The following is a 23,665-nucleotide window of genomic DNA, read 5'->3' on the forward strand; positions in this document are numbered from 1 at the left end:
TGGAAGGAAATGCAGTGTTGCCCCATTCAGGACAACGGCCCGGCCCCGATTCCTTCACATCGCTTGGCATCCCACGCCGCATCCGGATAATCGACCGCCTGCGAGGGCGACAGCCGTCGCCGTCCCTTGCCACAGGTAACAATCCCGCATGACCGATCTAGCCCGCCCCGCTTTCCACGGCTTTGAACAGCTGCCCCTGCGTGAATACGCTGAACGGGCGTACCTGGACTACTCGATGTACGTGGTGCTCGACCGTGCGCTGCCGTTCATCGGCGACGGCCTCAAGCCGGTGCAGCGCCGCATCATCTACGCGATGAGCGAGCTGGGGCTGAACGCCGCCGCCAAGCCGAAGAAGTCCGCGCGTACCGTCGGCGACGTCATTGGTAAGTACCATCCGCACGGCGACAGCGCCTGCTACGAAGCGCTGGTGCTGATGGCCCAGCCGTTCTCGTACCGCTACCCGCTGATCGAAGGCCAGGGCAACTTTGGTTCCACCGACGATCCCAAGTCGTTCGCGGCGATGCGCTACACCGAATCCAAGCTGACCCCGATCGCCGAAGTCCTGCTGGGCGAAATCAACCAGGGCACCACCGACTGGACCCCGAACTTCGACGGCACCCTGGAAGAGCCGACCTGGATGCCGGCACGCCTGCCGCACCTGCTGCTCAACGGCACCACCGGCATTGCCGTCGGCATGGCCACCGACGTACCGCCGCACAACCTCAACGAGATCGTCAGCGCGCTGCTGCACCTGCTGGATGACCCCGAGGCCAGCATCAGCGACCTGCTCGAACACGTGAAGGGCCCGGATTACCCGAGCGCGGCCGAGATCATCACCCCGGCCGCCGACCTGCGCACCATGTACGAAACCGGCTACGGCAGCGTGCGCGCGCGCTCGACGTTCTTCAAGGACGGCACCAACATCGTCATCAACGCGCTGCCGTTCCAGGTCTCGCCGTCGAAGGTGATCGAGCAGATCGCGGCGCAGATGCGCGCCAAGAAGCTGCCGTGGCTGGAAGACATCCGTGACGAATCCGACCATGCCAACCCGGTGCGGGTGGTGTTGGTGCCGCGTTCCAACCGCGTCGATGCCGAACAGCTGATGGGCCACCTGTTCGCCACCACCGACCTGGAGCGCAGCTACCGGGTCAACCTCAACGTGATCGGGTTGGACGGGCGTCCGCAGGTGAAGAACCTGAAGATGCTGCTCAGCGAATGGCTGCAGTTCCGCGGTACCACCGTGACCCGCCGCCTCACCCACCGCCTGGAAAAGGTCGAGCGTCGCCTGCACCTGTTGGAAGGCCTGCTGGTGGCGTTCCTCAACCTGGATGAAGTGATCCACATCATCCGCACCGAGGACGAACCCAAGCGGGCGCTGATCGCGCGCTTTGAGCTGAGTGACGACCAGGCCGAATACATCCTGGAAACCAAGCTCAAGCAGCTGGCGCGCCTGGAAGAAATGAAGATCCGCGGCGAGCAGGACGAGCTGGCCAAGGAACGCGACAAGATCCAGTCGATCCTGGACAGCAAGGCCAAGCTGCGCAAGCTGATCCGCGACGAGCTGGTGGCCGATGCGAAGAAGTTCGGCGACGCGCGCCGTTCGCCGCTGGTGCAGCGTGGCGCGGCGCAGGCGATCGACGAAACCGAGCTGGTGCCGAGCGAGCCGATGACCGTGGTGCTGTCCGAAAAGGGCTGGATCCGCGCGGCCAAGGGCCACGACATGGACCCGTCCACCCTGTCCTACCGCGACGGCGACGCCCTGCTGGGTTCGGTGCGTGCGCGCAGCACGCAGCAGGTGGCGTTCCTGGACAGCGAAGGCCGCGCCTACTCCACGCTGGTGCATACCCTGCCCTCGGCACGTGGCAACGGCGAGCCGCTCACCGGCCGCTTCTCGCCGGCGCCGGGCAGTGCCTTCATGACCCTGGCCAGCGGCGAAAACGCCACCCGCTTCGTGCTGGCCTCCACGCATGGCTATGGCTTCGTGACCCGCTTCGAGAACCTGACCGGGCGCAACAAGGCCGGCAAGGCGATGCTCAACCTCACCTCCGGTTCGAAGGTGCTGACCCCGGCCGTGGTCGCCAACCCGGACACCGACCGCATCGTGGCGGTGACCAGCTCGGGCAACCTGCTGGCCATCCCCGCCAGCGACCTGCCGGAACTGGACAAGGGCAAGGGCAACAAGATCATCGAGATCCCCAAGGCCAAGCTGGCCACCGAGCGCGTGGTCGCGGTGGTGGCGGTGGGCCCGGGCAACACGCTGCTGGTGCGCAGCGGGCAGCGCACGATGAACCTGTCGTACAAGGACCTGGAGGCCTACCTCGGCAGCCGCGCCAGCCGCGGGCACCTGCTGCCGCGTGGGTGGCAGAAGGTGGAAGGGTTGTCGGTGGAATGATCGCCCAAGAAAAAACCGGGGATTTCCCCGGTTTTTTTTGTATCCATCGCTGGCTGGCTTCTGGCTGGCTGGCAGTGGGTTCCGCCCGACCCACGGTCGGGCGCTACCGGCACCTCAATGCGCGGCGGTGCCCTTCGCGTCCATCTTGCTGGTCTGGTACAGGGCCAGGCCGATGCGCTTGATCAGGCCCAGCTGCTGTTCCAGCCACCAGGCGTGGTCCTCTTCGGTGTCCTTGAGCTGGACCAGCAGCATGTCGCGGCTCACGTAATCCTGGTGCTGTTCGCACAGCTTCATGCCGGCCGCCAGGTTGTTGCGCACGCTGTATTCGGTGTCCAGGTCCTTCTGCAGCATTTCCTCCACGGTCACGCCCGGCTCGAAGCCGTGCGGACGCATGTCCGGGTTGCCGCCCAGGAACAGGATGCGGCGCAGCAGCGCGTCGGCGTGCTGGGTCTCCTCCTCCATCTCGTGGTTGAGGCGCTCGTACAGCGCGAACAGACCCTGGTCCTCGTAGCGGCGCGAGTGGATGAAGTACTGGTCGCGCGCGGCAAGTTCGCCGCGCAGCAGTTCCTTCAGGCATTCAATGACGTCGGGATGGCCTTTCATGGGGGAGCTCCTGTGAATCGATGGGAGCCATGGTGCCCTATCCCGGATCGCCGTGATCTAATCGGAATCAGTTGCATGCGCAGGCGCAGGTGGGGTCAGCCTGCATGACCTTCTTCGGGGAGCGTGGGATGCGTCGTTGGCTGAAACGGGGTGCGTGGGCGTTCGGGATGCTGGTCGGGATCGTGGTCGTCGTGATCGGCGTGGCCTGGTTCCTGCTGCGCGGCAGCCTGCCGGCGTTGGAAGGCGAACAGTCCGTGGCCGGGTTGCAGGCCAGGGTCAGCGTCAGCCGCGATGCGCTGGGCGTGGTCACCATCGATGCCGGCAGCGAGGCCGATGCGATGCGGGTACTCGGGTTGGTGCATGCGCAGGAGCGCTATTTCGAGATGGACCTGATGCGCCGCGCGGCAGCGGGCGAGCTGTCCGAGCTGTTCGGTCCGGCTGCCGTGCCCACCGACCAGCGCATGCGGGTGCATCGCCTGCGTGCCCGCACCGATGCGCACCTTGCGCAGGCGCTGGGCGAGCGCCCGCAGGTGGTGCAGGCCTACGTGGAAGGCGTCAACCGCGGCCTGGGCAGCCTGCGCGTGCGCCCCTGGCCGTACCTGCTGCTGCGCCAGCAGCCGACCGCCTGGACCGCCACCGATTCGGTGCTGGCCGGGCTGGCCATGTACGCGGACCTGCAGGACCCCACCAACGAGAACGAGCTGGCCATGCGCCGGATCCGCGCGGTGGCACCCCCGGCGCTGTACGCGCTGCTCAGCCACGACGGCAGCGAATGGGATGCGCCCCTGTTTGGCCAGGCGCGCGGGAATGCGCTGTTGCCGCCCGCCGATGCGCTCCAATTGCGCAACGGCCAACGGCCGTCACCCTCTGCGCATGAAGGCAGCAGCGAGCGCGCCGGGCAGGACGTGCATGGCAGCAACAACTTCGCGGTGGCCGGCGCATTGACTGCCGATGGCCGCGCGATCCTCGCCGACGACATGCACCTGGGCCTGCGCGCGCCGAACCTGTGGTTCCGGGTACGCCTGCGCTACCCCGACCCCGCCGCACCGGACGGGCAGGTGGATGTCAGCGGTTTTTCGCTGCCCGGGTTGCCGGCGATCGTGGTCGGCAGCAACGGCCATGTGGCCTGGGGCTTCACCAACAGCTACATCGACAACGCCGACTTCATGCCCGTCCCCGCAGGTGCGGAAGGCGTCCAGGTGCACGAAGAGCGCATCCGTGTGGCCGGCGGGGCCGACGTCAGCCTGCGCGTGCGCGAAACCGCGTGGGGCCCGATTCTGCACGAGCGCGCCGATGGCAGCGGGGAAGCGTTGCGCTGGACCGCACAGCTGCCGGGCGCGGTCAGCATGGCATTCGCCGACATGGCGCGGGCCGGTGATCTGGACGATGCGCTGAAGATCGCCGACCGCGCCGGCATTCCCACCCAGAACCTGTTGCTGGCCGACGCGAAGGGCCGCATCGCCTGGCGGTTGATCGGCGCCCGCCCGGATCGCGCGGCGGACTGCCCGCCCAGCAGCTTCACCACCGTCGCACCGGCCCATTGCGCGCCGTGGGCGATCCGCAGCGACCAGTCGCCCGCCTTGGTAGATCCGCCCAGCCAGCGGCTGTGGACCGCCAACGGCCGCGTGCTGGATGGCGCCGACCTGGCAGTGGCCGGCAACGCCGGCTACGACCTGGGCGCGCGTGGGCGGCAGATCCGCGACGACCTCAACGCGAAGCAGCGTTTCAGCGAACGCGACCTGCTGGCGATCCAGCTGGACGACCGCGCGGTATTCCTTGAACGCTGGTGGACCCTGCTGCGGCAGGTGGTCGAATACAGCGATGACCCGGCATTGAAGCGCCTGGAGGCAGCCAGCCGGCAGTGGGAAGGCCACGCGTCGGCCGAGGCGGTGAGCTACCGGATCGCACGCAGCTTCCGCAGCAAGGTGCAGGACATCATGACCACTGCGCTGCTCGCGCCGGCGAAGCAATCGCTGGGCGAAGACTACCTGGAGCCGAAGCTGGCGCAGGTCGAGGGCGTGCTGTGGCCGCTGGTGAGCCAACAACCCGCGCATCTCCTGCCGGCACCTTACGCGGACTGGAACGCGCTGCTGGCCGATGCGGCGCAGCAGGCGGAGATCGAGCTGGCGGAAAAAGGAGCGGACGTGTCCAAGCGCACCTGGGGTGAGCGCAACACGGCGGCCATCTGCCACCCGATCAGCCGCGCCCTGCCCGCCTTCGCCCGGCCGTGGCTGTGCATGCCGGCCGATGCGCTGCCCGGCGACAGCAACCTGCCGCGCGTGCAGGGCCCGTCCTTCGGCGCCTCGCAACGCATGGTGGTATCGCCCCGACACGAAGCCGACGGCATCATCCACATGCCCGGCGGCCAGAGCGGCCATCCGCTGTCGCCGTTCTGGGGCGCAGGCCACGAGGACTGGGTGCACGGCAAGCCGACGCCGTTCTTGCCGGGCAAGGCCCGTTACACGCTGGTGCTGGAGCCAGGCAGGGCAGCGGACTGACAGTCCGCTCTACACCGTCGCGCACGCCGTCGCGCGTACCGCCATCCGGTGGTTACGCGCGCACCTTCCAGCGCTCCATCCAGCTCAGCAACGGGCCGGTCATGGCGGTGGTCACCAGCGCCATGATCACCAGCACCGCGAACAGGCGGTCGCCGAGGAAGCCCAGCTCGTAGCCCAGGTTGAGCACGATCAGCTCCATCAGGCCGCGCGTGTTCATCAACGCGCCCAGTTTCCAGGCCTCGTGGTTGCCCATGCCTGCGCTGCGCGCGGCGCTCCAGGTGCCGAACAGCTTGCCCAGCGTGGCCACCGCGATCACCACCGCGCACAGCAGCAGGTCGCTGCCCTGCAGCGCATCGGCGCGCATGCGCAGGCCGGTCATGGCGAAGAACAACGGCAGCAGCAGGGTCACCGCGAACGGCTCGACCCGGGCGATCAACAACCCGCGCAGCTGCGCATTCGACGAGACGGCGACGCCGGCCGCGAACGCGCCGAACAGCGCATGGATGCCCAGCACTTCGGTAACCAGTGCACTGCCCAGCGACAGCAACAGCATGCCCAGCAGCCAGCGGCCTTCGCTGCCCGGTTGGATCACCTGGCGCGAGAACCAGGGTTTGACCACGCCCAGCATCAGCGCGATGAACACCACCACGCACAGCAGGCTCAGGCTGGCCGGCACCCAGCCGGTGGCCTGGGCGGCGGCCACGATCAAGGCCAGCAGGCACCATGCGGTGGCATCGCCGAGCGCCGCGCAGGCAATCGCGGTCTGTCCCAGCGGGGTCTGGGTGATGCCACGGTCCGCGAGGATGCGCAGCAGCACCGGGAACGCGGTGATGCTCAGCGAAATACCCACGAACAGCGCGAAGGCGGTGAAGCCCACGCCCTGCGGCCCGTGTTCGGGATACAGCCAGATCGCCAGCAGCACGCCCAGCACGAACGGCACGGCAATGCCGGCATGGCTCACGGTGAAGGCGAAACGGCGGCGGCCGCGCAGCCCGCCCAGGTCGAGCTCGGCACCGGCCACCAGCAGGAACATCAGCACGCCCAGCTGGCTGAGCATGCCCAGCGGGCCGAGCGAGCTGGCCGGGAAAAGCGCCCCGTGCAGGCCCGGCAGCAGGCTGCCCAGCACCAGCGGGCCCATCATCAGGCCGGCGGCCATTTCGCCGATCACCGCCGGCTGGCCCAGCCGCTTCAACAGCGCGCCCGCGCCCTTGGCGACCACGAGCAGCACCAGCAGCTGCAGCAGGAACAGGCCCAACGGCGAGGCCAGGTGGTGGGCCCAGTCGCTGCCCACCACCGGTTCGGCCTTGGCGGCCACGGCCGGCAGCTCGGGTCCGGCATAACGCGCCAGCGCCAGGCCGATGACCAGCGGAATCCCGGCCCAGGCCAGGTAATGCCAACCCCACTTCATCCGCGGCACGCTGCCTCCGGTCTGTACGTCCATGACCATTCCCCAATGCATGAAGGGGGGAATGTTAACCCGGTAGCGCCGGCCGTTGGCCGGCCGACATGAACGCTGCGACCGCTGCCAGGGCCGGCCAACGGCCGGCGCTACCCGGCCAAGGCTTGCTCATGCACACCGGCAACGGCGCGGCCGGACGGGTCGGCCATGCTGGCGAAACTGGCGTCCCAGGCGATCGCGGCCGGCGACGAACAGGCGATCGACTTGCCGCCGGGCACGGTTTCAGCCGCGGCCTGGGTCGGGAAGTACTGCTCGAACACGTGGCGGTAGTAATACGCCTCCTTGGTCTGCGGCGGGTTGTGCACGAAGCGCTTGTCCGCTGCGGCCATCACCCGGTCGCTGATCTGGGCTTCGGCGTGCGCCTTGAGCCCATCGATCCAGCCATAGCCCACGCCATCGCTGAACTGCTCTTTCTGCCGCCACAGGATCGAATCCGGCAGGTAGCCTTCGAACGCCTCGCGCAGCACCGCTTTCTCGATCCGGCGCGCTCCACCGGCACCCTGCCCGACCATCTTGTGCTTCGCATCGATGCGCATCGCCACGTCGAGGAATTCGCGGTCCAGGAACGGCACGCGCGGCTCCACGCCCCAGGCCATCATCGATTTGTTGGCGCGCAGGCAGTCGTAGTTGTTCAGCGCATCCAGCTTGCGCACCAGCTCTTCGTGGAACTCGCGGGCGTTGGGCGCTTTGTGGAAGTACAGGTAGCCGCCGAAGATTTCGTCGCTGCCCTCACCGGAGAGCACCATCTTTACGCCCATCGCCTTGATCCGTCTCGCCAGCAGGAACATCGGGGTGGAGGCGCGGATGGTGGTGACGTCGTAGGTTTCCACGTGGCGGATCACGTCGGGCAGTGCATCCAGCCCTTCTTCGAAGGTGTACTCGAAACCGTGGTGGACGGTGCCGAGCGCTTCGGCGGCGATGGCAGCGGCGGCCAGGTCGGGCGAACCCTTCAGGCCGATGGCGAACGAATGCAGGCGCGGCCACCAGGCCTCGCTCTGGTCGCCATCTTCGATGCGGTGGCGGGCATAGCGTGCAGCCACGGCGGCGACCAGCGAGGAATCAAGACCGCCGGACAGCAGCACGCCGTAGGGCACGTCGGTCATCAGCTGCCGGTGCACGGCGCGCTCGAACGCTTCACGCAGAGCCACGCGATCAGCGTCGACGCCTTCCACCGCGTCATAGTCGCGCCACGGGCGCTCGTAGTAGCGGGTGAGCGTGTCGGTGGCGCTGTCATACCAGTGGCCGGGCGGGAACTGCGCGGCGTCGGCGCAGGTATCCACCAGCGATTTCAGTTCGGAGGCCACCAGCAGGCGGCCGTCCTTGTCGTGGCCCCAGTACAGCGGCACCACGCCGATCGGATCGCGCGCGATCAGCACGCGCTTCTGGGTCCGATCCCACAGCGCGAATGCGAAAATGCCGTTGAGGCGGTTCAGGTACGACGCCGGGGTATCCTGCTGGTACAGCGCGTTGATCACTTCGCAGTCCGAACCGGTCTGGAAGGCGTACGGCTGGGTCAGTTCGGCCTTCAGTTCGCGGTGGTTGTAGATCTCGCCGTTGACCGCCAGGGCCAGGCTGCCGTCGTCGGACAGCAGCGGCTGCGAGCCGCCGGCCGGGTCGACGATGGCCAGCCGCTCATGGACCAGGATGGCGCCGTCATCGACGTACACGCCGCTCCAGTCCGGGCCGCGATGGCGCTGGCGCTGCGACAGGTCCAGCGCGTGGCGGCGCAGCGCGGTTAGGTCATCGCCGGCCTGCAGGCCGAACATTCCGAAGATCGAACACATGGGAACAGCTCCTGATGATGGGGGAATACACGTAATGCCTGCATTCGACCGGCCACAAAACAAAAAAACCCGCATCGGCAGATGCGGGTTTTCTGGGGTCCGGGCGTATGTTGCTTGTTCTAGCCCTGGTCGCAGTCCCGCATTGGCCGCGCACGATTATTCGCGCGCAGATTATTGCGGTTGTTGGTGGTGACGGCGGTGGCCAGGAGCGTGGACATGGATCGACCGTACCGCTGTTCTGGCCGTGGCGCAACTGTTGCGGGCGCAACCGATTCAGCCCCTGACGTGCCCCATCCCGGATAATCCACGCCTGCCTCATGGAACTCACGGATGAATCCCCTTCGTTTCCGCCTGTCGCTTTCCGCGCTGGCGCTGCTGGCCCTGGCCGCGTGCACCACCGCCCCCAACCGCCCCACCAGCGATACCGAAGTGAAGTGGCTCACCGCCGCCGAGCGCGGCGACATCGAGGGCATGCTGGAGCTGGCCGAACTTTACGAACGCTGGAACGACCGCCGGGCGCTGGACTGGTATGAGCGCGCTGCGGCCGCCACGCCCTGGAGTTTCCGCAATACCATTGCGGAAGAAGCGCTGGGGCGGATCTGGGCCAGCGGTGCGATGTATACCGGCCGTCGCCCTGAAGACACGCCGCCCCCGGTGCTGCGTGCGTCGCCGCGCAAGGCCGGGCGCTGGTACCTCGCCGCGGCCAATCACGGCAGTCCGGGCGCGATGCTGTCGCTTGCAAAATTCGAACGCGAACGTGGCCACGCGGCCGCAGCACTGCGCTGGGACCTGCGCGCCACGGTTTACCAGCGCTATTCGACCAGCAGTTCGGGCCTGCCCGCCGCGATTGCCCCGCAAGCCGGTGCACTGCACCCGCTGGTGGTCGATATCCAGCGGCGCGCTGCGCGCGGCGATGCGCAGGCCCAGGTGGACCTCGGCGCGCTTTACGAAAGGGGCATGGGCCTGGGGATCGAACGCGACCCTGCGATGGCGCTGCAGTGGTACCGCAAGGCCGCCCTGCAGGGCAACGTGTTCGGCCAGTACTTCACGGGCCTGCTCCTGGGCCGTGCGCCGCCGGGGGTGCCGCGGGATGAGGCGGCGGCCGCCGGATGGTTTGCCAAGGCCGAGGCACAGAAGTTCTTCCTTGCCGGTGAATCGTATTGGCGCAAGGGCATCCAACCGGCGTTCTGGACGTTTGATTGAACCGGGCTGTACACACTCGCCGGCGACCTTCAAGTCTGCCGGCGGGCGCGCGCTTCGCCCAGAATGGGCGGCATGAGTACCGCCACGTTCCGTGATGAAACCCTCTCCCGCGCCCGCATGCAGGCCATCGTCGCCGCGCATCCGCGTGCGGCCGTGTTCGAGGACTGCAGCTTCGACAATGCCGATTTCTCGCGGCTGGACATGGACGGTTTCCAGTTCACGCGCTGCTCGGTAGCGGGCACGTCCTGGCTGGCCGCCTCGCTGGAGGAAAGCCGCTGGGAAAAATGCCGGGGCGGCGAGTGCGATTTCAGCTCGGCGCTGCTCAGCGATGCGGTGTTTTCGCACTGCGATCTGAACAACAGCCACTGGCGCCGCGCCACGCTGTCATCGGTCCGGTTCGAGGATTGCAAGCTGACCGGCGCGCACCTGCAGGAAGTGACCGGCTGGGCGCTGGAGTTTCGCGATTGCCTCCTTGTCAGTGCGGACCTGCGTGGGCTGTCGTTCCGCAAGGCCACGCTGCAGGGAATGGATTTTTCCGATGCGGAGCTGTCCGGCTGCGATTTCCGCGATGCCGTGTTTGAAGGCGGCAGCCTGCGCAACGCGCAGATTCGCCTGACCCGCTTCGACGGCGCCGACCTGCGCGGTGCTGATATCACCGGGCTCAACGTGATGGACAGCAAACACTTCAAGAAGGCGGTAATTTCACCGCGCCAGGCAGGCGCAGCGCTGGCCGCGTTTGGCTTGATCGTGGCCTGATCCGGGCCGGCGGAGCCGAAGGTAGCGCCGAAGGTAGAGCCGACTGTTAGTCGGCTGCCGGCCGCCGCGGGGACCTTGGGTCTGCGCGTAGAGCAGCCGACTGACAGTCGGCTCTACCATCGGTGCGCGTAGAGCAGCCGGCTAACAGTCGGCTCTACCTTCGGCGAGAAGGCGCTCGATCAGGCACCGGTACAGTTCCGGCAGCTTCTCCAGGTCGGCCACCGACACGTTCTCATCCACCTGGTGGATGCTGGCGTTGACCGGCCCCACTTCGATGCACTGTGCGCCCAGCGGTGCGATGAAGCGCGCGTCCGAGGTGCCGCCGCCGGTGCTCTCCTCCGGCGCGGCGCCGGCGAATTCGCCCAGCACCTCGCGTGCCACCCGGCGCAGGGTACCTTCGGGGGTGTAGAACGGTTCCCCGCTGCGGTGCCATTTCAGCCGGTACTCCAGGCCATGGCGGTCCAGCAGCGCGGTGATCTCCTGCTCCAGTTTCGGCGCGTTCCAGAGCGGGTTGTAGCGCAGGTTGAACAGCACCTGCAGCTCGCCGGGAATCACGTTGTTGGCGCCGGTGCCGGCGTGGATGTTGGACACCTGCAGGCTGGTCGGTGGGAAGCTTTCGAAGCCATCGTCCCAGTGCCGCGCGGTCAACTCGGACAGCGCCGCAGCGGCCAGGTGGATCGGATTGCGCGCCTTGTGCGGGTACGCCACGTGACCCTGCACGCCCTGAACGGTCAGCGTGCCCGACAGGCTGCCGCGCCGGCCAACCCGCAGCAGGTCGCCGAGCACGGCGGTGGAGGACGGCTCGCCGGTGATGCACCAGTCGATCTTCTGGCCGCGCTCGCGGAACAGGTCTGCGACCCGGCGCACGCCGTCGATGGCATCGCCTTCTTCATCGCTGGTCAGCAGCACTGCCAGCGTGCCGGGGTGGTCCGGATGGGCGGCCACGAACTGCTCGGCGGCCACCACGAACGCGGCCACGCTGCCTTTCATGTCGGCCGCGCCGCGCCCATACAGCACGCCGTCGCGGATCTGCGGATCGAACGGTTCACTGGCCCACGCCTCGACCGGTCCACTCGGCACCACGTCGGTATGGCCCAGCAGCACCAGCACCGGTGCGCCCTGCCCGTGCGTGGCCCACAGGTTGTCGACCTCGCCCAGGCGCAGGTGTTCGCAGGTGAAGCCGGCCTGCTGCAGGCGACCGGCCAGCAGTGCCTGGCAGCCGGCATCCTCGGGCGTCACCGACGGCCGGGCGATCAGGTCGCAGGTCAGTGCAACAACGTCGTTCACGCGCCCACTCCGAACCGCTGCTTGAACCCGTTGTCGGAAAAGCCCTGGGTCATCACGCCGTCCGCGCTCACGACGACCGGACGCCTGATCAGCTGCGGGTACTCGCGCAGCAGCAGCTTCCACTCCGCGTCGGAGGCCGCCGCCTTGCGGTTCTCAGGCAGCTGCCGCCAGGTCGTGGAGGAGCGATTGACCAGCGCCGGGAACCCACCGGCCTGGGCCGCCCAGTCCAGCAGCGTTTCCGGGCTGGGTTTGACGTCGCGGTAGTCGACGAAGGTGTACGGCACCTGGAAGCGGTCCAGCCACTTGCTGGCCTTCCTGCAGGTATCGCAGTTCTTCAATCCGTAAACGGTGGTGGTCATTGCCGCGGGTACTCTGGCTTGGATTCAACGGACAGGCAGGACGCGCCAGTATAGTGCCGCACCGATCACGACGCGGCCGATTTCTCGGCATGGTCGGTGAGCTCCAGCAGCAGCGTGCGCTGCCAGGAGGACAGTCCGGTTGCAGACGGCACCTCCCAGCCCAGCAGTGGCCTGCCCTTCGCGTCGACCAGCAGCGCCAGCTGCGAGGTCATGAAGCCGCGCATGCTCGACAGCTGCCACTGGTACTGCGGCGCATCCCACGGATCGGCCGCGTATAGGCGCATGCACACCGCGTCCATGTCCAGCATCATCTGCACGCGCGACGCGGCGCTCAGACGGGTGCGTCCCGCCGCAATCGACGCGATCAAGGCATTGCAGGCGGCGATGGCAGCTTCACGATCGAACCGGTCGCCTTCGTCGCCCAGCCGCACCAGGTCGCCCGCGGCCTGGCTGAAGCGGGCCAAGGCACTCGGCGGCTCCAGGTGTGCGATCTCGGTCGACAGGGGGCGGCGAACCGGGGTGGCGACGAAGGGCGGTGGCGTCACCGCCGCCGCCTCGGACGCCGCCCCCAGCGCGCTGCCCCGCAGCACCACGTTGGCGAAACTGCGGCCATCTGTGGGACTGCCTGCCAGGGGGCCACGCGGGGCTTCCCGCAGCGCCAGCCGCGTCCGCACCCAGTCCTTCTGCTGCGCCAACCATCGGCAGTAGTAGTGCGTGGCGTAGGCGAGGTAGTCCCGGAGCTGCTTGTCCTGGCCCATGCCACGGTACTCCCCGTCGCGCTGGTCCCAGATACCCCGCGAGGGCAACCGAGCCTCCTCGATGATCGGCTTGAGCGCGCGCGCGGCGTTGATCTGCAGTGCGTTGCTCTGGACGAATCTCCCGTTGCCCCGACTCAACTGCGCCAGTCGGCGCAGGTACTGCACACCGTACTTGGACACCAGGGCCAGCGTGCGACTCTCCCACCCCAGCAGCAGGTCCGGTTGCGCTTCCAGCAGCGCCGGCACGGTCAGCAGCAGGCTGTCGGCGGCCGGCCGCGCAAGCGGCGCGCCGATCCGCCGGACGAGTTGCTGTTCGGAGGCGCGCAGGGCGCTGACCAGGCCGAACGCCAGCGTCGCACCGCCAATCGCGTGGATCGGATGCTGCCGCAGCAGCGCCTCGAAGATCGGCGCCAGGTGTTCGCTGATCGTCGCCGCGCAGCGCGCCTGCAGCGGTGGATGATTGATCAGCTCCCCGAGGTGGAACATGATCACACTCACGTTCTCCAGGGTGAATTGCTGGCGCGCCCTGACCACCTCCACGCAGCGCTGGGTGGTGCGCACCAGGCGCTCAGCCTCGCAGGGCAGGCCAGCGCTCCGCCGCACCAGCTGGCAGAGGATGTTGAGCGCCTTCCCGAGCTGGATGTTCGGCGCGCGCCGGTCGTTTTCGGTATCACCGAAGCCGACACTGCCGGCCATCACCTGCGCCAGCGTGTCCAGGTCGGCGTCGATGGTGGACAGGTCGCCCTGTTTCACGATCTTCTCGTACAGCGCAATGATGATGTCCGCCGCAGTGAGGTCGCCGGGAAGGCGACCAGCGACCGCCGACACATTCTGGATATGGATCGGGACCACGGTGCCGGGCGGCGCTGCATCAGCCGCGCGAAGCGACGGCACCGGACGGACCAGCGGGCGGATCACCGACACTGCGTTGACGTTTTCCATGCACGACCCTTCTGCCAGGAGAACGGCAGCATAGGCATGCACGGAAGGGGTCGGGGCGACGGCGGCGTCAAGCTGTGACCGGCTTTGCGAAGCCGCACCACAGCGCGCGGTGAAAGCGTCATCGGGGCATCGTGACGATGCCCCGATTGCGTCACCGCATCAGTCGGCCAGGCCGCGCAGCAGCTCGTTGACGCTGGTCTTGCTGCGGGTCTTGGCGTCGACCTGCTTGACGATGACCGCGCAGTACAGCGAGTGCGAGCCGTCCTTGGACGGCAGCTGGCCGGACACCACCACGCTGTACGGCGGCACCGAGCCGTAGCTGATCTCGCCGGTGGCGCGGTTGTACACGCGGGTGCTCTGGCCCAGGAACACGCCCATGCCGATCACGCTGTGGTGGCCGACCACGAAGCCTTCCACCACTTCCGAACGTGCACCGATGAAGCAGTGGTCTTCGATGATGGTCGGGCTGGCCTGCAGCGGTTCGAGCACGCCGCCGATGCCGGCGCCGCCGGACAGGTGGCAGTGCTTGCCGATCTGCGCGCACGAGCCCACGGTGGCCCAGGTATCGACCATGGTGCCTTCGCCGACGTAGGCACCGATGTTGGTGAAGCTGGGCATCAGCACCACGTCCTTGCCGAAGTAGCTGCCGCGGCGGGCGATCGCACCGGGCACCACGCGCACGCCGGCGCGGCGGAACTTGGCCTCATCGAAGCCGGCAAAGCGCGATTCCACCTTGTCCCAGAACGGCGCCGGGCGCGCATCCACCACCGCCATGTCGTTGACGCGGAAGTACAGCAGCACCGCCTTCTTCAGCCACTCGTTGACCTTCCAGCCGCCATGGCCATCCGGCTCGGCCACGCGGAACTCACCGGTTTCCAGGCCATCGATCACACGGCCGACCAGCGGCTTGGTCGAGCCTTCGATCTCATGCAGGGTCAGCGTGGCGCGGCGCTCGAACGCGCTTTCGATGCCGAACTTGAGTTCTTCCACGCCCGGCGTGGCCGGCTTGCGCAGCGACTTGCGCGCGATGTTCTCGGCGCGCTTGGCCGCCGTTTCCGCGGCACTGCTGGCTGCGGTCTTCTTGACCGGCGCCTTCTTCACGGCCGGCGCGGCTTTCTTCGCAGCGGTCTTCTTCGCGGCCGGGGCAGCGGCAACGGTCTTCTTGGCCGCCGCGGTCTTGGCGGCAGTCTTCTTGGCAGGCTTGGTGGCCATCAGTGGGGGTCTCCGGCGTTTCGATCAGGGTCCAGGCAGCGCAGCATGGCGTCATGCAGCTGCTGCCGGGCGGTTTCGGTCAGGGGGTGGTCGTGCTCATCGCTGATCACGAACATGTCCTCGGCGCGTTCGCCAAAGGTGGCAATGCGCGCGTCATGCACGCGCAGGCCCTGGTTGCGCAGTACGAAGGCGACATCGGCCAGCAGCCCGGGGCGGTCGGGTGCGACCAGGCTGAAGCGGGTGCCGCCGGTGTCGTTGTCGTTGGCATCGCGGAATTCGATGCGCGGGGCGAAGCGGAAATGGCGCAGCTGGCGTGGCACTACCCGCCGCGAGGGGCGCAGCCGCGACAGGTCGCCGGCCAGCGCCTCGCGCAGCGCCGCTTCCAGCCGCGGTGCATCGCCATCGGCGAAGCTGTCGGCCGGGGTCACTTCGAAGGTATCGAAAATGGTGTCAACCGGGCCATCCAGCACGCGCGCCCGGTGGATGCCATAGCCCTTGCGGTCCAGGGTCATCACGATCGCAGCGAACAGGCCGTCGCGGTCGGGCGAGTGCACGAACACTTCCAGCGCGTCGTCGTCGGCGGTGATCCGGCGCACCTTGACCAGGGTCTGGCCCTGCTTGACCGGCACCAGCGCGGCGGCCTGCCAGGCCAGCTGCTCGGGGCGCAGGCGGATGAAGCTCTCATCCGGCATGACGGTGAACTGGCGGTCGATGGTGGCGTCGTCGTAGCCGCGCTCGCGCACCAGCGCGCGCACGCTCTCGCGCGCCTCCAGCACGCGCTCGGCGGCCGGCATCTGGTTTTCCAGGCCATCGCGCAGCGCCCGGCGCGCGGCGAAGTACAGGTCGGCCAGCAGCCGATCCTTCCACGCATTCCACAGCTTCGGGCTGGTGCCGGCGATGTCGGCGCAGGTCAGCAGGTACAGGTAGTCGAGGCGGTCGCGGCTGGCCACCAGCGTGGCGAAGCGGTGGATCACGTCCGGGTCGGAGATGTCCTGCTTCTGCGCGGTGACCGACATGCGCAGGTGCTGCTCGACCAGCCAGGCCACCAGTTCGGTATCGGAACCGCTCAGCGCATGCGCCTGGCAGAAGTCGCGGGCATCCACCGCGCCGAGTTCGGAATGGTCGCCGCCGCGGCCCTTGGCGATGTCATGGAACAGCCCGGCCAGCAGCAGCAGTTCCGGCTTGCGCAGCCGCGGCCAGACCTCGTGGGCAATGGAGAAACGCTCGTCCGCCCGGCTGCTGGCGAACAGGCCGATGTTCCGCAGCACCATCAAGGTGTGCTGGTCGACGGTGTAGACATGGAACAGGTCGAACTGCATGCGCCCGGACACCTGCGCGAAGGCGGGAATCCATTGCCCCAGTACGCCCAGGCGGGCCATGCGCGCCAGCGTATCCACCGCGCGCGGGCTGCGCAGCAGGGTCATGAACTGTTCGCGCGCGGCAGTGCTGGCCTCGGTGTACGCCGGCAGCTCGGCCAGCGCTTCGGCCAAGGCCCGCGCGGTAAGCGAGTGCAGGCCGCGCACGTCGGGGTTGTAGGCCCAGCTGGAGAACAGCGCGAACACCTGCTCGATATCGCCCTGCGGCCACTGCGGGTCGTTGGCGGCCAGGTAGCCGCGGCGCAAGGAAAAGCCCACGCTGACCGGTTCGGGCACGGCCTCCCCGTCGAACTGTTCTTCAAAGCGCTGCAGCAGGCGGTCGCTGATCCGCCGCACCACGGTGGCGCTGCGGTAGAAGCCCTGCATCATCTTCTCGACCGCCAGGCTCTCCACGTCGTCGGCAAAGCCGAGCCGCGCGGCCAGGGTCTTCTGGTAATCGAAGCGCAGGCGCTCTTCCGGGCGGTTGGCCACCAGGTGCAGGCCGAACCGCAGCTGCGCCAGCGCGCAGCGCTCACGGCGCAGTGCAGCGGCTTCATCGGGGCCGAGGTGTCCCAGCCCGACCAGCGCTTCCAGCTCGCGCACGCCGAACGCGCGCAGTGCCATCCAGCCCAGCGTATTGAGATCGCGCAACCCGCCCGGGCCATCCTTGATGTCCGGTTCCAGGTTGTCGGCGGTGTCGCCGAATCGCTGGTGGCGGGCCAGCAGTTCGTCGCGCTTGGCCAGGAAGAATTCGCGCGGCGGCCACAGGCCCTCGCTGTTGACGGCCTGTTTCAGCGCCTGGCGTGCCGCTTCGTCAGCCACCAGCGGGCGCGATTCGATCAAGGCGGTGAGCACGGTCTGGTCGGCGCTGGCCTGCACGCACTCCTGCGCCGACCGCACTGCATGACTGACCGGCAGGCCGCAATCCCACAGCAGCGCGAACAGGCGGGCCAAGGCCGCTTCATGCCGACGCTGTGCCTCGGGTGCGCCGAGCACCAGCAGGTCGATGTCCGAGCGCGGGAACAGTTCGCCGCGCCCGTAGCCACCCACCGCAAACAGCGCCAGCCCGGCATCGGCCGGCACGCAGCGCTGCCAGGCCATCCGGATCAGATGGTCGGCAGCGCGGGCGCGCAGCGCCAGCAGCCGCTCGATGTTGTCGTTCTGGTCGAAGCGCCGGTACAGGCGCGCGTCGGCCTGCTGCAGGGTCTGGCGAGCCTCCGCCGCCCACTCGGGGTCGGCGACGGCGTCGGCCGGCGCGTCCAGGGTCGGGCTCGCCGGCAACATGCTCAGACCTGCGATTCGCCGGGCGAGAGGGTCAGCACATCCACGCCGGTCTCGGTGACTGCGATCATGTGCTCCCACTGCGCCGACAGCTTGCGGTCCTTGGTGACCACGGTCCAGCCATCGGGAAGCACCTTGTTGTAGCGGGTGCCTTCATTGATCATCGGCTCGATGGTGAAGGTCATGCCCGGCTGCAGCACCAGGCCCTGGCCCGGACGCCCGTAGTGCACCACCTGCGGTTCGTCGTGGTAGACCTTGCCGATGCCATGCCCGCAGTACTCGCGGACCACGCTGAAGCGCTCGGCTTCGGCCAGCGACTGGATCGCGTGGCCGATGTCGCCCAGCGTCGCGCCCGGCTTCACCGCACGGATACCGGCCCACATAGCCGCGTAGGTCGTGTCGACCAGGCGCTTGGCCATCGTCGACGGCGTGCCGGCGTAGTACATGCGGCTGGTATCACCGTGCCAGCCGTCCTTGATCACGGTGACATCGATGTTGACGATGTCGCCGTCCTTCAGGACCTTGGCTTCGCTGGGGATGCCGTGGCAGATGACGTTGTTGACCGATGTGCAGACCGTCTTCGGGAAGCCACGGTAGCCGACGTTGGCCGGCGTGGCCTTCTGCACGTTGATGATGTGGTCGTGGCAGATGCGGTCCAGCTCTTCGGTCGTCACGCCCGGCTTGACGTACGGGGTGACGATGTCGAGCACTTCGCTGGCCAGGCGGCCGGCGACGCGCATCAGTTCGATTTCCTCGGGGGTTTTCAGATTCACGCTCATGGCGCCCATTATCGCCGATCCGGGACCATTCTGAACGGGAAGGGCTGGAACGCTGACAGCCCGCGTTCGGGTCGAAGCCCAACAGCGGCAGGGCCTTGGTGGTCTGGGAACGGAAAAACTGTGAAAACCGGCCACTTTTCCTCACACCCCCCCTACAACATCACTTTTATAAGGGGGTCAGCGCCGCCCCTGGCGCCCTCCCCCTGCAGTACGCCGGCATCGATTCGTTCATCCAGGACCCCCGTCCAAGGAGAAGACCATGCGATTCCTTCGCGCCCCGCGTCCCCTGCTGTTCAGCCTTGGCCTGGTGGCCCTGGCCTCGCCCGCCATGGCGGCGGACACCACCACCTTCAACGTGCGCATCATCATCACCAAGGCCTGCACGATCACGGCGGCCGCCGCGACCGATGTCGATTTCGGCACGGCGCTGTCCACCGCCACCACCCCGTCCAACGCCCAGGGCTCGGTCACCGCGCAGTGCTCGGCGCTCACGCCGTACACCATCGCGCTGAATGCCGGGTCCAACGCCGCGACCGCCAATGACGTCACCACCCGGCGCATGCGCAACACCGATGCGGCGGTGACCACCAACAACTTCGTCGGGTACCAGCTGTATTCCGATGCGGGCCGTGCAAACGTCTGGGGCGCCACCACCGGCACCAACACGGTGGCCGGCACCGGTACCGGCCTGGCGCAGGCGTACCCGATCTATGGCCAGGTGGCCAATCCCAGCGTGAACAACGCCGCCACCGGTACCTACCAGGACACGGTCACCGCCACCATCTCGTACTGAGGCCGCCATGTCAGCACTCGAACGGGGGCGCGCACCGCGCTCCACGGCGGCTGTCTGCGCCTGTGCATTGCTGGTCGTGCTTGGCATGCCTGGCCTGTGGGCCGCCAGCCTGCAGGTTGCGCCCACCTCGCTGCAGCTCAGCGCCCGCCAGAACGCCGAAGCGCTGTGGGTCAGCAACAGCGGGTCGGCGCCGGTAAGCGTGCAGGCCCGGGTGTTCCGCTGGACCCAGCGCGACGGCCGCGACCAGCTCGACCCCACGTCAGACCTCGTGGTCAGCCCGCCCATGCAGTCGCTCGCAGCCGGACAGCAACAGCTGATCCGCGTCGTGCGTGCCCAGCAGGAAGCGCCCGACGCACAGCTGTCGTACCGGGTCATCGTCGACGAGGTGCCCACGCTGGACCCCAACCGCCAGGGCATGCAGTTCGTGCTGCGCTACTCGCTGCCGGTGTTCATCCAGCCCGCTGGCAGCGCCGCAGGCAAGCCCGAGCTGCGGAGCAGCGTGCTTGTCCAGCCCGATGGCAAGGTGGTGCTGGAAGTGCGCAACCGTGGCGATGGCTATGCGCAACTGGCCGATCTGGCGGTAGGTCCGCTGGATCGCCCGCAGGTCTTCCAGCCCGGCCTGATCGGCTACGTGCTCAGCGGGCAGACCATGCGTTGGCCGCTGGATATTCCCGCGACGCGGCTGGCCGGGGCCACGCTATCGGCGAAGATCAATGGCGGCGCGCAAGCCACGCCCCTGTCCCCGACGCCACCGGCTCGCTGAGGCCTGCGTGCGCGTCGCCTTGGCTGCCGGCGCGGTCTCGTCTGGAATGCCGGGCGCACCGGCATGGGCGGCCGAACTGCCTGCCGCCAGCGCCGAACTGGGGGCTGCCGATGATGTGATGCTGCCGGCGCCCACGCCCTTGACCGCACCGCAGACCCTGTACCTGGACGTCACCCTCAACGGCAGCCCCCGCGGCCTGCTGCCGTTCACCGAACTGGCGGGCCAGCTGCGCGCCGACCCGCCCGTGCTGCGTCAGCTCGGCTTCGCCGCGCCCGACGGCGCGCCGGTTGCACTGGACCAGCTCAGCGGGCTGGTGATGCGCTACGACGCCTCCCTGCAGACCCTGGCGCTGGAGATCCCGCTGGAACAGTTGAACCTGCCGGTCACCGAAGTGGGGGCCGCCACCCAGAGCGCCCCGACCGCCAGCGCCTCGCCTGGGGCCCTGCTCAACTACGACGTCTATGCCAGCCACAACCAGGACGCCGGCAACCTGGCGCTCACCACCGAATGGCGGGTCTTCGGCATGGGCCGCGGCGTGCTGCGCAGCAGCCAGCTGCTGCGCACCTACCAGGACGGCCGTAGCGACTGGCGCGGCGAAAGCGTGCGCCTGGACAGTGCGTGGCAGCTGGATTTTCCCGACAACGCATTGACCCTGACTGTCGGTGACTTCTTCAGCGGCTTCGTTGACTGGAGCCGCCCGGTGCGGATGGGCGGCATCCAGATCGGGCGCAACTACGGCCTGCAGCCCTACCGCGTGCTCACCCCCACCCCGAGCTTCCTGGGCGAGGCCGTGGTGCCGTCCAACGTCGAGCTCTATGTCGATGGCCTGCGCCAGTACAACGGCGAGGTACCGGTGGGGCCGTTCCAGCTGGCCGCGCAGCCGGGCATCAGCGGCACCGGCAATGCGCAGGTGGTGATCACCGATGCCTACGGCCGCATGCAGACCCTGGATTTTGCCTTCTATGGCACGCAGCAGCTGCTGGCTGAAGGCCTCTCGGACTGGTCCGCTGGCGTGGGCCGGATGCGTCGCGATTACGGCATCCGCTCGTTCGCCTACGACAGTGCCACCGTGGGCAGCGCCACCTGGCGGCGCGGGGTCAGCAACCGCTTCACCGCCGAACTGCATGCCGAAGGCGGGGGCGGCGTGGCCAGCGCCGGCGCCGGCGGCTGGTGGCAGCTGGGCCAGGCCGGCGTCGTCAACGCATCCTATGCGCACAGCCGCCGCGACGGTCTGCAGGGAGGCCAGTGGGCGCTGGGGTACAGCTGGAACAACCGGGTGTTCAACCTCAACGCCGCCACTCGCCGCACGCATGGCGACTTCCAGGACCTGGGCAGCCTGCAGGGTGCGTTGCCACCGGACGTGACCGACCAGGTCACCGCCGGTGCCAGCCTGGGCCGGCTGGGCTCGCTGAGCGCCAGCTACCTGCGCCTGTCCTACCCCGATGGCGACGACCGCCGCTACGCCAGCGTGTTCTGGAACCGCACGTTCTCCGAACGCTGGTCGGCCTACGCCTCGTTCAACCAGAACCTGGACGACAACGCCGATCGCAGCGTGTACCTGTCGCTGTCGGCCAGCCTGGGCAACAACCGCCAGAGCAACCTGGCCGCCCAGCGCAATGGCGACCGCAACCTGTACACGGTGGATGTATCCCAGCCGGTGCCCGGCGATGGCAGCCAGGGCGGTTACGGTTGGCGGGTGCAGGCCCGGCAGGGCGATGACGGCACCGGCGGGCTGGTCGAAGCCGGCTGGTTGAACCGGGTGGGCCGCTACTCCCTGGGCGCGGCGCGCCAGGGCGATGCCAACTTCGCCTATGCCAACGCCAGCGGCAGCGTGGTCTGGATGGGCGGGCACCTGTTCGCCGCACGTGAGGTACCCGACGCGTTTGCGGTGGTCTCCACCAACGGCGTGGGCGGCGTACCGGTCCGCCTGGAAAACCGGGTGATCGGGGTGACCGACGACGACGGCATGCTGCTGGTCACCCCGCTGCTGTCCTGGCAGCGCAACCGGATTTCGATCGACACCCTGGAACTGCCGGCCGACATCCGTGCCGACCGCGTGGAAACGCTGGTGACGCCGCGGCAGAGCGCCGGGCTGGGGGTGAGCTTCGGACTGCGCCGCACCCGCGCCATCACACTGGTCCTGCACGACGCGCAGGACCGGCCCGTGCCCGCCGGCAGCCAGGTGCGGCTCCCGGACCAGCGCAGCGCCACGGTGGGCTACGACGGCGAGGTCTACCTGGAAGATCTGCCGGCCCAGGCAGTGCTGCAGGTGGACACCGATGACGGGCGCTGCGAAGTGCGCGTGCCGGTCAGCCCGGCGCCGGGCAGCGCCGCGCTGCGGCTGGGGCCGCTGCGCTGCGTGGCCGGAGCCGGGCCATGAGCATGCGCCTGCTGCTGGGGGGGGTGCTGGCACTGGCCGGGGTAGTGGGCGCCGGCGTGGCCCGCGCCGACACCACCTGCACCACCACCACCCCGGTCACGGCGGCCTTCGGCAACGTCGGCAACGCCGCCGCTGCGCCCAGCTTCACCACCACCACGTTCACCATCACCTGCAACACCACCGCACTGAGCCTGCTGGCAACGGCGTCAGTACGCGCCTGCATCGGCATCGGCGTGGGCAGCACCGGCGTGGCCATTTCACCGCTGCGGCGGATGACCAACACCACCGCCGATCCGCTCAGCTTCCAGCTGTTCACCAGCGCCGCCTACAGCACCATATGGGGTCTGACCCCCGGCACCACGCCCGGGCCGCAGGTGGTGGACCTGAACTACTCGGTCCCGCTGCTCACCGGCGGAAGCGGCGCGGTGACCGTGACCATCTACGGCCGCATCCCAGCCAGCCAGACGCTGGCGGCCGGCAGTTACAGCACCTCTTTCAGCGGTGCCGACGTACGCCTGGAATATGCCTACAACGAGGTCCTGCTGGGCACGGCCACCGCGCCGGCGGCGTGCACCACGGCCACCGGCGTCAGCGGGCACAAGACCGCCACCGGCGGCTTCCCGTTCACCGTCACCGCCACCGTGCTGCCGCAGTGCAGTGCCTACGTCACTACCGACATGGACTTCGGCAGCAGTGCCGGCACGATCACCGCCAACATCGACCGCACGTCGACCATCGGCCTGACCTGCCTCAACCGCACCGCCTACACCATCGCGCTGGACAACGGCCTGTACGCCAACGGCAGCGTGCGGCGCATGCGGCACACCACCAACCCGGCCTTTTTCATTCCCTATGCGCTGTACCGCGAAAGCACCCGCACCCAGCGCTGGGGCAGCACCGCCAACGTCGACCTGGTCTCGGGCACGGGAACCGGCAGCGCTCAGACCCTGACCGTTTACGGGCGTGCACCGCCCACGGTCGGTGCGGTGGCTGCAGGCAGCTACAGCGACCAGATCAAGGTGACGATCACCTACTGAATCGGCGTCCCTCAAGACCGCCAG

17 protein-coding genes are annotated in these 23,665 nt (G+C 68.3%); 8 read left to right on the forward strand and 9 right to left on the reverse strand.

The window, feature by feature from the left end:
* Window positions 1–148 precede the first annotated feature (148 nt).
* Window positions 149–2,392 carry a DNA topoisomerase IV subunit A gene (gene parC / locus QE395_RS12085; RefSeq protein WP_249834004.1) on the forward strand — a complete coding sequence of 748 codons (2,244 nt, stop codon included), beginning with the start codon at window positions 149–151 and terminating at the stop codon, window positions 2,390–2,392.
* Between the two features lie 114 nt (window positions 2,393–2,506).
* On the opposite strand, the gene bfr is transcribed toward parC, so the two are convergent.
* Window positions 2,507–2,995, reverse strand: a complete 489-nt coding sequence (gene bfr, locus QE395_RS12090; RefSeq protein WP_093533183.1) for a bacterioferritin — start codon at window positions 2,993–2,995, stop codon at window positions 2,507–2,509.
* A gap of 128 nt (window positions 2,996–3,123) precedes the next feature.
* Here bfr and QE395_RS12095 point away from each other — a divergent pair, with 128 nt between their 5' ends.
* Window positions 3,124–5,493: a penicillin acylase family protein gene (locus QE395_RS12095; RefSeq protein WP_306989261.1), complete on the forward strand. Its 2,370-nt coding sequence runs from the start codon at window positions 3,124–3,126 to the stop codon at window positions 5,491–5,493.
* Window positions 5,494–5,545: 52 nt separating this feature from the next.
* Here the strand turns inward: QE395_RS12095 and QE395_RS12100 are convergent, their stop codons facing one another.
* On the reverse strand, window positions 5,546–6,940 hold the full coding sequence (locus QE395_RS12100) for a cation:proton antiporter (RefSeq protein WP_306989263.1): 1,395 nt from the start codon (window positions 6,938–6,940) through the stop codon (window positions 5,546–5,548).
* A gap of 101 nt (window positions 6,941–7,041) precedes the next feature.
* Window positions 7,042–8,736 (reverse strand): asparagine synthase B, encoded by a 1,695-nt coding sequence (asnB, locus tag QE395_RS12105; protein WP_093533181.1) that lies wholly within the window; start codon window positions 8,734–8,736, stop codon window positions 7,042–7,044.
* Between the two features lie 330 nt (window positions 8,737–9,066).
* Between asnB and QE395_RS12110 the strand changes: the two genes are divergently transcribed.
* Window positions 9,067–9,939, forward strand: a complete 873-nt coding sequence (locus QE395_RS12110; RefSeq protein ID WP_093533180.1) for a tetratricopeptide repeat protein — start codon at window positions 9,067–9,069, stop codon at window positions 9,937–9,939.
* A gap of 72 nt (window positions 9,940–10,011) precedes the next feature.
* A complete protein-coding gene (locus tag QE395_RS12115; protein ID WP_306989266.1) occupies window positions 10,012–10,695 on the forward strand; it encodes a pentapeptide repeat-containing protein in 684 nt (227 codons plus the stop codon).
* Between the two features lie 141 nt (window positions 10,696–10,836).
* Here QE395_RS12115 and dapE read toward each other — a convergent pair whose 3' ends face one another.
* From dapE to map, 6 genes are all read right to left on the reverse strand, one after another.
* Window positions 10,837–11,982, reverse strand: coding sequence for a succinyl-diaminopimelate desuccinylase (gene dapE, locus QE395_RS12120; protein ID WP_306989268.1), 1,146 nt, complete (start codon window positions 11,980–11,982; stop codon window positions 10,837–10,839).
* On the reverse strand, window positions 11,979–12,341 hold the full coding sequence (locus tag QE395_RS12125; protein WP_093533178.1) for a Spx/MgsR family RNA polymerase-binding regulatory protein: 363 nt from the start codon (window positions 12,339–12,341) through the stop codon (window positions 11,979–11,981). Before QE395_RS12125 ends, dapE begins: the two co-directional genes overlap by 4 nt.
* Window positions 12,342–12,406: 65 nt before the next feature.
* Window positions 12,407–14,041 (reverse strand): hypothetical protein, encoded by a 1,635-nt coding sequence (locus QE395_RS12130; RefSeq protein WP_306989270.1) that lies wholly within the window; start codon window positions 14,039–14,041, stop codon window positions 12,407–12,409.
* A 159-nt stretch (window positions 14,042–14,200) separates the two neighbouring features.
* Window positions 14,201–15,253 (reverse strand): 2,3,4,5-tetrahydropyridine-2,6-dicarboxylate N-succinyltransferase, encoded by a 1,053-nt coding sequence (dapD, locus tag QE395_RS12135; RefSeq protein WP_306989271.1) that lies wholly within the window; start codon window positions 15,251–15,253, stop codon window positions 14,201–14,203.
* Window positions 15,253–17,892 carry a [protein-PII] uridylyltransferase gene (locus QE395_RS12140; protein WP_306989273.1) on the reverse strand — a complete coding sequence of 880 codons (2,640 nt, stop codon included), beginning with the start codon at window positions 17,890–17,892 and terminating at the stop codon, window positions 15,253–15,255. Before QE395_RS12140 ends, dapD begins: the two co-directional genes overlap by 1 nt.
* Before the next feature lie 2 nt (window positions 17,893–17,894).
* Window positions 17,895–18,668, reverse strand: a complete 774-nt coding sequence (gene map, locus QE395_RS12145; protein ID WP_210131471.1) for a type I methionyl aminopeptidase — start codon at window positions 18,666–18,668, stop codon at window positions 17,895–17,897.
* Window positions 18,669–18,927: 259 nt separating this feature from the next.
* Here map and QE395_RS12150 point away from each other — a divergent pair, with 259 nt between their 5' ends.
* The 4 genes from QE395_RS12150 to QE395_RS12165 are packed head-to-tail and all read left to right on the forward strand — an operon-like array spanning window position 18,928 to window position 23,641.
* Window positions 18,928–19,461: a spore coat U domain-containing protein gene (locus tag QE395_RS12150; protein ID WP_068850508.1), complete on the forward strand. Its 534-nt coding sequence runs from the start codon at window positions 18,928–18,930 to the stop codon at window positions 19,459–19,461.
* 7 nt (window positions 19,462–19,468) lie between these two features.
* A complete protein-coding gene (locus tag QE395_RS12155) occupies window positions 19,469–20,224 on the forward strand; it encodes a molecular chaperone (RefSeq protein ID WP_306989276.1) in 756 nt (251 codons plus the stop codon).
* Window positions 20,225–20,270: 46 nt separating this feature from the next.
* Complete coding sequence (locus QE395_RS12160; RefSeq protein WP_306990487.1) at window positions 20,271–22,604, forward strand: fimbria/pilus outer membrane usher protein; 2,334 nt, start codon at window positions 20,271–20,273, stop codon at window positions 22,602–22,604.
* A complete protein-coding gene (locus QE395_RS12165) occupies window positions 22,601–23,641 on the forward strand; it encodes a spore coat U domain-containing protein (protein ID WP_306989278.1) in 1,041 nt (346 codons plus the stop codon). The genes QE395_RS12160 and QE395_RS12165 overlap by 4 nt, the downstream gene beginning before the upstream one ends.
* Window positions 23,642–23,665: the final 24 nt, after the last annotated feature.

Origin of the sequence: Stenotrophomonas sp. SORGH_AS_0282 (assembly GCF_030818125.1) — a bacterium.
GTDB lineage: Bacteria > Pseudomonadota > Gammaproteobacteria > Xanthomonadales > Xanthomonadaceae > Stenotrophomonas > Stenotrophomonas rhizophila_A.

What these genes read in the sequence shown, in the direction of transcription:
- QE395_RS12130 (WP_306989270.1), bottom strand. Translation starts at nt 14,041, where the DNA reads ATGGAAAACGTCAACGCAGTGTCGGTGATCCGCCCGCTGGTCCGTCCG.
- map (WP_210131471.1), bottom strand. Translation starts at nt 18,668, where the DNA reads ATGAGCGTGAATCTGAAAACCCCCGAGGAAATCGAACTGATGCGCGTC.
- QE395_RS12155 (WP_306989276.1), top strand. Translation starts at nt 19,469, where the DNA reads ATGTCAGCACTCGAACGGGGGCGCGCACCGCGCTCCACGGCGGCTGTC.
- QE395_RS12160 (WP_306990487.1), top strand. Translation starts at nt 20,271, where the DNA reads ATGCCGGGCGCACCGGCATGGGCGGCCGAACTGCCTGCCGCCAGCGCC.
- QE395_RS12165 (WP_306989278.1), top strand. Translation starts at nt 22,601, where the DNA reads ATGAGCATGCGCCTGCTGCTGGGGGGGGTGCTGGCACTGGCCGGGGTA.
- bfr (WP_093533183.1), bottom strand. Translation starts at nt 2,995, where the DNA reads ATGAAAGGCCATCCCGACGTCATTGAATGCCTGAAGGAACTGCTGCGC.
- asnB (WP_093533181.1), bottom strand. Translation starts at nt 8,736, where the DNA reads ATGTGTTCGATCTTCGGAATGTTCGGCCTGCAGGCCGGCGATGACCTA.
- QE395_RS12100 (WP_306989263.1), bottom strand. Translation starts at nt 6,940, where the DNA reads ATGGTCATGGACGTACAGACCGGAGGCAGCGTGCCGCGGATGAAGTGG.
- QE395_RS12095 (WP_306989261.1), top strand. Translation starts at nt 3,124, where the DNA reads ATGCGTCGTTGGCTGAAACGGGGTGCGTGGGCGTTCGGGATGCTGGTC.
- dapD (WP_306989271.1), bottom strand. Translation starts at nt 15,253, where the DNA reads ATGGCCACCAAGCCTGCCAAGAAGACTGCCGCCAAGACCGCGGCGGCC.
- QE395_RS12140 (WP_306989273.1), bottom strand. Translation starts at nt 17,892, where the DNA reads ATGTTGCCGGCGAGCCCGACCCTGGACGCGCCGGCCGACGCCGTCGCC.
- QE395_RS12125 (WP_093533178.1), bottom strand. Translation starts at nt 12,341, where the DNA reads ATGACCACCACCGTTTACGGATTGAAGAACTGCGATACCTGCAGGAAG.
- QE395_RS12115 (WP_306989266.1), top strand. Translation starts at nt 10,012, where the DNA reads ATGAGTACCGCCACGTTCCGTGATGAAACCCTCTCCCGCGCCCGCATG.
- QE395_RS12110 (WP_093533180.1), top strand. Translation starts at nt 9,067, where the DNA reads ATGAATCCCCTTCGTTTCCGCCTGTCGCTTTCCGCGCTGGCGCTGCTG.
- parC (WP_249834004.1), top strand. Translation starts at nt 149, where the DNA reads ATGACCGATCTAGCCCGCCCCGCTTTCCACGGCTTTGAACAGCTGCCC.
- QE395_RS12150 (WP_068850508.1), top strand. Translation starts at nt 18,928, where the DNA reads ATGCGATTCCTTCGCGCCCCGCGTCCCCTGCTGTTCAGCCTTGGCCTG.